Annotated in this window: 9 protein-coding genes; 5 read left to right on the plus strand and 4 right to left on the minus strand. The window is 66.3% G+C overall.

Annotated features, from left to right (window positions below; translation table 11 throughout):
• Window positions 1–9: 9 nt before the first annotated feature.
• The 3 genes from AC1DXX_RS17065 to AC1DXX_RS17075 form a co-directional block, all read right to left on the minus strand.
• Window positions 10–996: an ABC transporter permease gene (locus AC1DXX_RS17065; RefSeq protein ID WP_478135390.1), complete on the minus strand. Its 987-nt coding sequence runs from the start codon at window positions 994–996 to the stop codon at window positions 10–12.
• Complete coding sequence (locus AC1DXX_RS17070; RefSeq protein ID WP_478135391.1) at window positions 993–2609, minus strand: sugar ABC transporter ATP-binding protein; 1617 nt, start codon at window positions 2607–2609, stop codon at window positions 993–995. The genes AC1DXX_RS17065 and AC1DXX_RS17070 overlap by 4 nt, the downstream gene beginning before the upstream one ends.
• A gap of 118 nt (window positions 2610–2727) precedes the next feature.
• Entirely contained in the window at window positions 2728–3681 is a 954-nt protein-coding gene (locus AC1DXX_RS17075) for a substrate-binding domain-containing protein (RefSeq protein ID WP_478135392.1), read from the minus strand.
• A gap of 200 nt (window positions 3682–3881) precedes the next feature.
• Here AC1DXX_RS17075 and ychF point away from each other — a divergent pair, with 200 nt between their 5' ends.
• Window positions 3882–4973, plus strand: a complete 1092-nt coding sequence (gene ychF / locus AC1DXX_RS17080) for a redox-regulated ATPase YchF (RefSeq protein ID WP_478135393.1) — start codon at window positions 3882–3884, stop codon at window positions 4971–4973.
• Window positions 4974–5150: 177 nt separating this feature from the next.
• Window positions 5151–5825, plus strand: a complete 675-nt coding sequence (locus AC1DXX_RS17085; RefSeq protein WP_478135394.1) for a glutathione S-transferase — start codon at window positions 5151–5153, stop codon at window positions 5823–5825.
• A gap of 10 nt (window positions 5826–5835) precedes the next feature.
• Here the strand turns inward: AC1DXX_RS17085 and AC1DXX_RS17090 are convergent, their stop codons facing one another.
• Window positions 5836–6309, minus strand: coding sequence for a YqaA family protein (locus tag AC1DXX_RS17090; protein WP_478135395.1), 474 nt, complete (start codon window positions 6307–6309; stop codon window positions 5836–5838).
• Window positions 6310–6483: 174 nt separating this feature from the next.
• Here AC1DXX_RS17090 and dusB point away from each other — a divergent pair, with 174 nt between their 5' ends.
• From dusB to purH, 3 genes are read left to right on the plus strand one after another with little or no spacing between them, the layout of a single operon-like run.
• On the plus strand, window positions 6484–7542 hold the full coding sequence (gene dusB / locus AC1DXX_RS17095; protein ID WP_478135396.1) for a tRNA dihydrouridine synthase DusB: 1059 nt from the start codon (window positions 6484–6486) through the stop codon (window positions 7540–7542).
• 17 nt (window positions 7543–7559) lie between these two features.
• Entirely contained in the window at window positions 7560–7796 is a 237-nt protein-coding gene (locus AC1DXX_RS17100) for a Fis family transcriptional regulator (protein WP_007838304.1), read from the plus strand.
• A 15-nt stretch (window positions 7797–7811) separates the two neighbouring features.
• Complete coding sequence (gene purH / locus AC1DXX_RS17105; protein ID WP_478135397.1) at window positions 7812–9419, plus strand: bifunctional phosphoribosylaminoimidazolecarboxamide formyltransferase/IMP cyclohydrolase; 1608 nt, start codon at window positions 7812–7814, stop codon at window positions 9417–9419.
• Window positions 9420–9495: the final 76 nt, after the last annotated feature.

Consider the following 9495-nt stretch of genomic DNA (forward strand, 5'->3'; position numbering starts at 1 on the left):
TCTGCGTCTTCAGGCCAGGCGACGATCCGCACGGCGCTGGCGCAGCGTGTCGATGATCACCGCAACCACGATCACCGCGCCGGTGATGATGCGTTTGCTCGGCTCGCTGGCGCCCACCTGCGCGAGCCCGGCCTCGAGCACCGCGATGATCAGCACGCCGAAGAAGGTGTTGACCACCGAGCCGCGTCCGCCCATGAGGCTGGTGCCGCCGATGACGACCGCCGCAATCACCTGCAGTTCGATGCCGACGCCCGCATTCGGGTCGGCCGCTTCGAGGCGCGCCGACTGCATCAGGCCCGCGAGCCCGGCCAGCAGGCCGGTGGCGGCGAACACGATGATGCGGATCGGCCGCGGATCGATGCCCGCGAGGCGCATCGCTTCTTCGTTCGTGCCGATGCCCACGACGTGGCGGCCGAAGACCGTGCGCGTGAGCACCAGCTGTCCCACGACGACCAGCACCACCGCCAGCACGAAGGCGGCGGAGATGCCGCCGATCCATGGCGCGGCGAGGCCCGAGATGGCGTCGCCCACGTACTGCGTGCGCGAATCGGTGACCAGGTAGGCGCCGCCGCGCACCGCTTCGAGCATGCCCAGCGAAACGATGAAGCTCGGCAGCCGCCATGCGACCGACACCGCGCCCGTCACCGTGCCGCACACCAGCCCGGTGGCAAGGCCGAGCGCGGCCGCCAGGGGCACCGAGAGCTTCCATTCGAGGATGGCGGCAGCGGTCACGGCCGCGCTGAGCGCCAGCACCGAGCCCACGGAGAGATCGATGCCCGCGATGATCAGCACGAAGGTCATGCCGACCGCCATCACGGCGAGCGCGGGGATTTCGTTGGCGATCGAGATGAAGGTCTCGCGCGTCAGGAAGTATTCGCTCAGCGCGCCGAAGAGCGCGACCATGCCCACGAGCACGATGGTGAGGCCGAGGTAGGTGCCCAGCTGGCCCTTCAGTGCAGAGGAGCGCGGGTTGGATGTCGGGACGGCTGCGTTCATGGTGTCTCGGCGTTGGCCGTTCGGGCCGGGTTCGAATCGGAAAGGGGGGAGGTCGCCGTTGCCGGCGTGGCGGCGCGTCCTGTCGCGTCGCTGAATGCGGCGGCCAGCAGCGATTGCTCGCTCCATTGGCCGCGTTCGAACACCGCGACCAGCCGGCCTGCGCTCATCACGCCGATGCGGTCGCACATGGCCATCAGTTCGCGCAGGTCGCTCGACACCATCAGGAGCGCCTTGCCCGCATCGGTCATGCGGTCGAGTTCGGCATAGAGGTCGGCGCGCGCGCCGACGTCCACGCCCCGAGTGGGTTCGTCGAGCAGCAGCACCTTGCATTCGCGGTGCAGCCAGCGCGCGAACACCACCTTCTGCTGGTTGCCGCCGCTCAGCGTGGCAACGGGCTGCTCGATGCTGCGCGAGCGGATGCGCAGCAGCTCCACCAGGCGCCGCGCAATGCTGCGCTCCCTGGCGCGCTGCAGCCAGCCGGCGTGCGAGATCGCGCCCAGGTCGCTCAGCGTGGCGTTGACGCGGATCGGCTGTGTCAGCAACAGGCCCTGCGACTTGCGGTCTTCGGTGACCAGCCCGATGCCCGCGCGGATGGCCTGCATCGGCGAGCGCCAGCCTTTGCGGGCGCGTTGCACGGGCTGCGCGCCGGCCTTGCCGTCGTAGAGGGAGATTTCGCCGCGGTCCGCGCGGTCGGCGCCGAACAGCAGCCGCACCAGCTCGGTCCGGCCCGAGCCGACCAGGCCGGCGAGGCCCATGATCTCGCCCGCGTGCAGGTCGAGGTCGACATCGCGCACCATCTGCGCCCGCCCGATGCCGCGTGCGCTCAGCAGCACCGGTCCGGCGACGCGGCGGTCGCGGCCTTCGTGCTCGTGCACGGCGCGGCCCACCATGCGCTGCACCAGTTCGGATTCGCGCACGCCGGCCATGGCGCGCACGTCCACCAGCCGGCCGTCGCGCAGCACCGCCACGCGGTCGGCGATGCGCTGCAGTTCCTCGAGGCGGTGCGATACGTAGACGATGGCCACGCCGCGCGCCTTCAGCAGTTCGATCTGCTCGAAGAGGTGCGAGGTTTCGCGCGGCGTCAGCATCGCGGTGGGCTCGTCGAGCACCAGCACCCGCGTGTCGTCCTGCAGGTTGCGCGCGATCTCGACCATCTGCTGCTGGCCGATGCCCAGCCGCGCCACGGGCGTGGCCGGGTCGATGTTTTCCATGCCGATCTTGGCGAGCTGCCGCGCGGCCAGCTCATGCAGCTTGCCTCTGCGGATCCAGCCGGTCTGGTTGGGCAGCCGGTCGAGCAACAGGTTCTCGGCCACCGACAGCGTGGTGACCAGCCCCAGCTCCTGCATCACCATGCGCACGCCCAGGCGTTCGGCATCGCGGCGCGAGTGGGGCTGGAAGGCCTTGCCGTCCAGCAGCATCTGGCCGCGCGTGGGCTGCACCAGGCCGCAGACGATCTTCGAGAGCGTGCTCTTGCCGGCGCCGTTCTCGCCCGTGAGGGCCAGCACCTCGCCGGCGTTCAGCGCGATCGAGACGTCGTCCAGCACCGGCGCCGCATAGTCCTTGCCGAGCGCACTCAGGGAGAGCACCGGCGCGCTGCGATTGTTGTCAGCCATCGATGGCAACCTCATTCCAGAAACACCACGGAACCGGCTTTGCCGGGCCGTTGGTGTTGCCCCCAGTGGGGGTTGGCGAAGCGACACGAAGTGCGCGAAGCCTGGGGGCGAGCAACATTTACTTCGATGTCTTGGTGACCAGCACCACGTCGGTCTTCACTTCGGCGGGCATGGACGACTGCGGCTTCTTCTCGGCCAGCGCCTTGAGTGCGGTCTCGATGCCGAACACGGCCTGCTTGGCGGCGAACTGGTCGGCGGTGGCCAGCACGCGGCCGTCCTTCAGCATCGGCTTGATGGCGCCGATGTTGTCGTAGCCCACCACCATCACCTTGCCTGTCTTGCCCGCGGCCTTGACGGCAGCCACCGCGCCGAGCGCCATGCTGTCGTTGCCGGCGAGCAGGGCCTTGAGGTCGGGGTGCTCGCGCATCATGCCAGCGGCCACCGTGTTGCCCTTGTCGATTTCCCACTGGCCGGACTGCACGCCGACCACCGTCACGCCGGCGGCCTTCATGGCGTCCTGGTAGCCGAGGGTGCGCTGCTGCGCATTGAAGGTGGTCGAAACGCCTTCGATGATGCCGACCTTGTCGCCGGCCTTCAGGCTCTTGGCGAGTTCGTCGCCCACCAGCTTGGCGCCGGCGCGGTTGTCGGGGCCGACGAAGGGCACCTGGATGCCCTTTTCCTTCAGCGCGGCGGCGTCGAGCTGGTTGTCGATGTTGACGACCAGGATGCCCTTGTCGATGGCGGCCTTGATGACGGGCACCAGCGCCTTCGAATCGGCCGGCGCGATGACCAGCGCGTTGATCTTCTGCGCCACCATCTGCTCGACCATCTTGATCTGGGCGGCGGTGTCGGTTTCGTCCTTGATGCCGTTGGCCACCAGCGTGTACTGCGAGGCGTTGGCCTTCTGGTGCGCCTTGGCGCCGTCTTCCATGGTGCGGAAGAATTCGTTGGCCAGCGACTTCATGACCAGCGCGACCTTGGGCTTGTCCTGGGCGAGGGCGGGCGTGGCGGCGAGGGCGCCCAGCAACGTGAGCGCGGCGGCGCTTTGCAGGGTGCGGCGGGTGAACTTCATGGTGTGTCTCCTGAGGTGGTTGAGCGGTACGCCGGTCTCTGCCGGGGGCTCCGATATTAACCAACGAAAACGTTTGCGCAAACGTTTGCTAATCGGGTTTAACCCTGAGCATTCTGGCGGTAAAAAAAGAGGCCGAGAGCTGCCGGGAGGGCATGAAACCATGCTCGCCTAAAATGACCGGTTACCCAAGAGGACCTCCCATGAGTTTGCAATGCGGCATCGTCGGCCTGCCCAACGTCGGTAAATCCACCCTTTTCAATGCGTTGACCAAGGCCGGCATCGCAGCGGAGAACTATCCGTTCTGCACCATCGAGCCCAATGTGGGCGTGGTGGAAGTGCCCGATCCGCGGCTTGGCGCATTGAGCGAGATCGTGAAGCCCGAGCGCGTGGTGCCCGCCATCGTCGAGTTCGTCGACATCGCCGGCCTGGTGGCCGGTGCCAGCACGGGCGAAGGCCTGGGCAACAAGTTCCTCGCGCACATCCGCGAAACCGACGCCACCGTGAACGTGGTGCGCTGCTTCGACGACGACAACGTGATCCACGTGGCCGGCAAGGTCGACCCGATCTCCGACATCGAAGTGATCCAGACCGAACTCTGCCTGGCCGACCTGGCCACGGTCGAGAAGGCGCTGCACCGCCACACCAAGGTGGCGCGCTCGGGCGACAAGGATGCGCAGAAGCTGGTCGGCCTGCTCGAACGCTGCCAGGCCGCGCTGAACGAGAACACGCCGGTGCGCGCGCTTTCGTTCACGAAGGAAGAGCTGCCGCTGGTCAAGTCGTTCACGCTGATCACCGCCAAGCCTGCGATGTTCGTGGGCAACGTGGCCGAGGACGGTTTCGAGAACAACCCGTACCTCGACCGCCTGCGCGACTATGCGGCGAAGCAGGGCGCGCCCGTGGTCGCCATCTGCGCCAAGATCGAAGCCGACCTCGCCGAAATGGACGACGAGGACAAGAAGATGTTCCTCGCCGAAATCGGCCAGGACGAACCGGGCCTCAACCGCCTGATCCGCGCAGCCTTCAAGCTGCTGGGCCTGCAGACCTACTTCACCGCCGGCGTGAAGGAAGTGCGCGCCTGGACCATCCACATCGGCGACACCGGCCCGCAAGCGGCCGGCGTGATCCACGGCGACTTCGAAAAGGGCTACATCCGCGCCCAGACCATCGCCTTCGACGACTACATCGCCTACAAGGGCGAGCAGGGTGCGAAGGATGCCGGGAAGATGCGGTCGGAAGGCAAGGAATACGTCGTCAAGGATGGCGACGTGATGAACTTCCTCTTCAGCTCGTAGTAAAGCTCGCCCCCAGGCTGCGCGCACTTCGTGTCGCTTCGCCTTCCCCCTACCGGGGGCAACACCAGAGGCCCGGCGAAGCCGGTTCCTCGGTGTTTCGCGAAAAGAGGTGTTCGGGGGCTTGGTGTGTTGTTCGGTAGACTGCGCGCGCCCGAATTCTTCACAAGGCCCGCCACCATGCTCACCGTCCACCATCTCAACAATTCGCGTTCGCAGCGCGTGCTCTGGCTGCTCGAAGAACTCGAACTGCCGTACGAGATCGTTCACTACCAGCGCGACCCCCAGACCATGTTGGCGCCCGCTTCGCTGCGGGCCGTGCATCCGCTCGGCAAGTCGCCCGTAGTGACGACCGACGACGGCCTCACACTCGCGGAATCGGGCGCGATCATCGAGACGGTCATCGAACGCTATGGCAACGGCCGCCTCGCGCCCGCGGCCGGCACGCCCGAGGCGCTGCGCTACCGCTACTGGCTGCACTTTGCCGAAGGCACGGCGATGTCGCCGCTTCTGCTCAAGCTGGTGTTCGACCGGATCGAGACGAGCAAGATGCCCTTCTTCGCGAAGCCGATCGCCAAGGCCATCGCAAGCAAGGCGAAGTCGGCCTTCATCCATCCGAACATCACGGGCCACCTGAATTTCATGGAGGCCGAACTCGGCCGGAGCGAGTGGTTCGCCGGCAATGAGTTCACGGGCGCCGACATCCAGATGAGTTTTCCGGTCGAAGCCTCGCAGGCGCGCGGCGGTCTCGATGCGAAGCGGCCGAAGCTCATGGCGTATCTCGAACGCATTCATGCGCGCCCGGCCTACAAGCGCGCACTGGAGCGCGGCGGTCCCTACGGTTTGCTGAGCTGACGCTCCGGCGTCAGGGAGACGGAAATACGTAGAGCAGCGCGACCGTCATGCAGACATAGCGCAGAAATTTCCCGATGGCCATGTAGCCCAGGCATGGCCAGAACGGCAGCTTGAGCCAACCGGCCACCGCGCACAGCGGATCGCCCACGACCGGCAGCCAGCTCAGCAGGCAGGCTTTCGGCCCGAGCCGTTCGAGCCAGCCGAGCACGCGCAGATGGTGTTTCGAGTGCGAATATTTGTCAGCCACCTTGTGTGCGCCGTAGCCCATCCACCAGTCGACCGCACCGCCCAGCGTGTTGCCGACCGTTGCCACCGCGATGGCCGGCCAGAACATGTCGGGATTGAGCCTGAGCAGGCCGAACAGGATGGGTTCGGAGCCAACCGGCAACAGCGTCGCCGACACGAAGGCTGCGATGAACAGCGTCGAGAGTCCGTACTGCGGGAGCGCCAGTAGCGCCAGAAGAGCGTTGAGCCAGGCTTCCATAAGGTCGGCGAAGTATAGGCAGCGCTCACGTCGCAACGGCGTGGGAGAAAGCCCCGCGAAGCGCTGGTGTTTACGCCTGTAGCGAAGGCGCAAATCGTTTCAGTCGCTGAAATCGCAGGTGGCTACAATCGTGCCTCATTTTTCAGCAGCCGAACGCGCACCGCTTCCTTCCAAATGACTTTGCAGATCGGCACCCACACGCTGGAAAACCGCCTGTTCGTTGCGCCCATGGCCGGCGTGACGGACCGGCCCTTCCGCATGCTGTGCCGCGAACTCGGTGCCGGCTATGCGGTCAGCGAGATGGTCACCTCGCGCAAGGAACTCTGGGGCACGCTCAAGACATCGCGCCGCGCGAACCACGACGGCGAGCCGGGCCCCATTGCGGTGCAGATTGCCGGCACCGACGCGGCCATGATGGCCGAGGCCACGGTCTACAACATCGAGCGCGGCGCGCAGATCATCGACATCAACATGGGTTGCCCGGCCAAGAAGGTCTGCAACAAGTGGGCCGGTTCGGCGCTGATGCGCGACGAGCCGCTGGCGCGGGAGATCGTGCAGGCGGTGGTCGATGCGGCGCAGCCGTACAACGTGCCGGTCACGCTCAAGATGCGTACCGGCTGGAGCGAAGACAACCGCAACGCGGTGAAGCTCGCACGCGATTTCGAATCGGCCGGCGTGCAGATGCTCACCGTGCATGGCCGCACGCGCGAGCAAGGTTACAAGGGCGACGCCGAGTACGACACCATCGCCGCCGTGAAGGCCGCGGTGCGCGTGCCGGTGGTGGCCAACGGCGACATCCGTTCGCCCGAAAAGGCACGCGACGTGCTTGCGGCCACGGGCGCCGACGCGGTGATGATCGGCCGCGCGGCGCAGGGCCGGCCCTGGATCTTTCGCGAGATCTCCCATTTCCTGGCCACCGGCACCTACCTTGCACCGCCGCTGGTGGTCGAGGTTCGCCGCCTGCTGCTCGATCACCTGGTGGAGCACTACGCGCTCTACGGCGAGTTCAGCGGCGTGCGCACGGCGCGCAAGCACATCGGTTGGTATGTGCGCACACTCCCCGACGGCGAAGCGTTTCGCGGCCGGATGAACACCATCGAGGACTGTGCCGAGCAACTGCGCGCGGTCGGCGACTATTTCGACGGGTTGGCGGACCGGATGGACCGCATGCCCGCACACCAGGCGGCCGAAGAACTGTCCGGTGAAGAGGAGGCGGCTTGCGCCGTCGATTGAGAAGAAGAGAAGAAGCAATGAGCAAGAAACACATCGAGGACTGCGTGCGCACCAGTCTGGACAGCTACTTTCGCGATCTGCGCGGCACCGAACCCGACGGCATGTACGAGATGCTCGTGCGCGTGGTCGAAAAACCTTTGCTCGACGTCGTGATGACGCGCGCGGAAGGCAATCAATCCAAAGCCGCGCAATGGTTGGGCCTGAATCGCAACACCCTTCGCAAGAAGCTGGTCGAGCACAAACTTTTGAAATAACCACGGCATACCTCCATGGCCCAGACTGCACTCATCTCCGTTTCCGACAAGACCGGCATCCTCGAATTCGCCCAGGCGCTGCATGCGCTGGGCATCAAGCTGCTGTCCACCGGCGGCACCGCCAAGCTCTTGGCCGATGCCGGCCTGCCGGTGACCGAAGTCGCCGACCACACCGGCTTTCCCGAAATGCTCGACGGTCGCGTGAAGACGCTGCACCCCAAGATCCACGGCGGCCTGCTCGCGCGGCGCGACCTGCCGGCGCACGTGGCGGCGATCAAGGCGCACGGCATCGACACCATCGACCTGCTCGTCGTCAATCTCTATCCCTTCGAATCGACCGTGGCCAAGGCCGGTTGCACGCTTGAAGACGCGATCGAGAACATCGACATCGGCGGCCCGGCCATGGTGCGCAGCGCGGCCAAGAACTGGAAGGACGTGGGCGTCTTGACCGACGCGTCGCAGTACCCCGTCGCGCTCGCCGAGCTCAAGGCCAGCGGCAAGCTCAGCGACAAGACCAAGTTCGCGTTCTCGGTGGCCGCGTTCAACCGCATCGCCGACTACGACGGCGCGATCAGCGACTACCTCTCGGCCATCGACTTCGACGCCAGCATCGGCCAGCCCGCGCCGACGCGCTCGCTGTTCCCCGCGCAGAGCAACGGCCGTTTCGTGAAGGTGCAGGACCTGCGCTATGGCGAGAACCCGCACCAGCAGGCCGCGTTCTACCGCGACCTGTATCCGGCGCCCGGTTCGCTCGTGTCCGCGAAGCAGTTGCAGGGCAAGGAACTCAGCTACAACAACATCGCCGATGCGGATGCCGCATGGGAATGCGTGAAGAGCTTCGACGTGCCGGCCTGCGTGATCGTGAAGCACGCCAATCCCTGCGGCGTGGCCGTGGGCAAGGATGCCAACGAGGCCTACGCCAAGGCCTTCAAGACCGACCCGACCTCGGCCTTCGGCGGCATCATCGCCTTCAACCGCCCGGTCGACCTCGAAACCGCGCAGGCCGTCAACAAGCAGTTCGTCGAGGTGCTGATGGCGCCGGGCTACACGCCCGAGGCGCTCGAGGTGTTCCAGGCCACCAAGGCCAAGCTCAATGTGCGCGTGCTCGAAATCGCGCTGCCGCCGGGCGGCAAGACCGACTGGGAGAACGGCCGTAACCTCATGGACGTGAAGCGCGTCGGCTCGGGCCTGCTCATGCAGACCGCCGACAACCATGAGCTCGCCGCCAGCGATCTCAAGGTGGTCAGCAAGAAGCAGCCCACGCCGCAGCAACTGCAGGACCTGCTGTTCGCCTGGAAGGTCGCGAAGTTCGTGAAGAGCAACGCGATCGTGTTCTGTGCCGACGGCATGACGATGGGCGTCGGCGCGGGCCAGATGAGCCGCCTCGATTCGGCGCGCATCGCGAGCATCAAGGCCGAGCATGCGGGCCTGTCGCTGAAGGACACGGCGGTGGCGAGCGATGCCTTCTTCCCGTTCCGCGACGGCCTCGACGTGGTGGTCGATGCGGGCGCGAGCTGCGTGATCCAGCCGGGCGGCTCGATGCGCGATCAGGAGGTGATCGACGCGGCCGACGAGCGCGGCGTGGTCATGGTGCTGTCGGGCGTGCGTCACTTCCGGCATTGACGGGGCTTCTTCCTCTTTTTCGAGAACACCGCGGAACCGGCTTTGCCGGGCCGCTGGTGTTGCCCCCGGTAGGGGG

The sequence above is a fragment of the Variovorax sp. P4_B10 genome, from assembly GCF_056402375.1.

Coding starts and splice junctions, on each gene's coding strand:
- dusB (WP_478135396.1), top strand. CDS start 6,484: ATGACTTTGCAGATCGGCACCCACACGCTGGAAAACCGCCTGTTCGTT.
- AC1DXX_RS17100 (WP_007838304.1), top strand. CDS start 7,560: ATGAGCAAGAAACACATCGAGGACTGCGTGCGCACCAGTCTGGACAGC.
- AC1DXX_RS17090 (WP_478135395.1), bottom strand. CDS start 6,309: ATGGAAGCCTGGCTCAACGCTCTTCTGGCGCTACTGGCGCTCCCGCAG.
- ychF (WP_478135393.1), top strand. CDS start 3,882: ATGAGTTTGCAATGCGGCATCGTCGGCCTGCCCAACGTCGGTAAATCC.
- AC1DXX_RS17070 (WP_478135391.1), bottom strand. CDS start 2,609: ATGGCTGACAACAATCGCAGCGCGCCGGTGCTCTCCCTGAGTGCGCTC.
- purH (WP_478135397.1), top strand. CDS start 7,812: ATGGCCCAGACTGCACTCATCTCCGTTTCCGACAAGACCGGCATCCTC.
- AC1DXX_RS17085 (WP_478135394.1), top strand. CDS start 5,151: ATGCTCACCGTCCACCATCTCAACAATTCGCGTTCGCAGCGCGTGCTC.
- AC1DXX_RS17075 (WP_478135392.1), bottom strand. CDS start 3,681: ATGAAGTTCACCCGCCGCACCCTGCAAAGCGCCGCCGCGCTCACGTTG.
- AC1DXX_RS17065 (WP_478135390.1), bottom strand. CDS start 996: ATGAACGCAGCCGTCCCGACATCCAACCCGCGCTCCTCTGCACTGAAG.